This window comes from Mesonia aestuariivivens (genome assembly GCF_019311235.1).
GTDB classification, from domain to species: Bacteria; Bacteroidota; Bacteroidia; order Flavobacteriales; family Flavobacteriaceae; genus Mesonia; species Mesonia aestuariivivens.
This window is the reverse complement of record NZ_JAHWDF010000068.1, coordinates 1-615: the sequence shown is the minus strand read 5'-3', so window position 1 is coordinate 615 and position 615 is coordinate 1. Positions and strand designations below refer to the sequence as shown.

Sequence of the window (615 nt, the reverse complement as noted above, 5' to 3'; positions counted from 1 at the left end):
TTCCCTTTGGTTATCAGGCTAGTGATGAAGAACTCTTGTATATTCAGGTTACCCACAATACTACAGGATGTCGTATCACAGATGAAATCAATTTAGGAAAGTTATACCTTAATATAGAAGCTCGTCCTCAGATTGAAGAGAATGCTAATCTATCCAGAATGCTTTGTTCAGATGTAGAATTAGAAAATACAGCTACCATTGACTTATCAGAATTTGATGAAGCGATTGTAGTAGAAAGTCCAATCCCTGCTAATCTAGAGGTGTATTACTATGCCAGTGAAGCAGATTATGATTCTAATATTCGTATTCCAGCATCACAAGCGACTAATTATGAGGCGAGCAATGGAGATGTTATTTATGCAGAAGTGGTCAATACCGATACTTTTTGTAACAGTACCCTCGCGGTGATCATTCCTATAAGTGTAGACCCTCGTCCAGCCGTAGATATTAGCAGCTATGACGGCCTTTACATTTGTGTAGATAGTGACAGCTCCACGCCAGTTACTGGAGGTGATTATACCGCTGTTGTAATAGACACCCAATTAGATGAAAACGATTATCGCTTTGAATGGAGTTATAACGGTAGTCTAATTAGTGAAAATGGAGCAAGCCTTA

1 protein-coding gene is annotated in these 615 nt (G+C 38.9%); it reads left to right on the top strand.

What is annotated here, in order from left to right; all coding sequences use genetic code 11:
- On the top strand, positions 1-615 hold a 615-nt coding region (locus KW502_RS15305; protein ID WP_219041414.1), incomplete at both ends, for an FIDD domain-containing protein.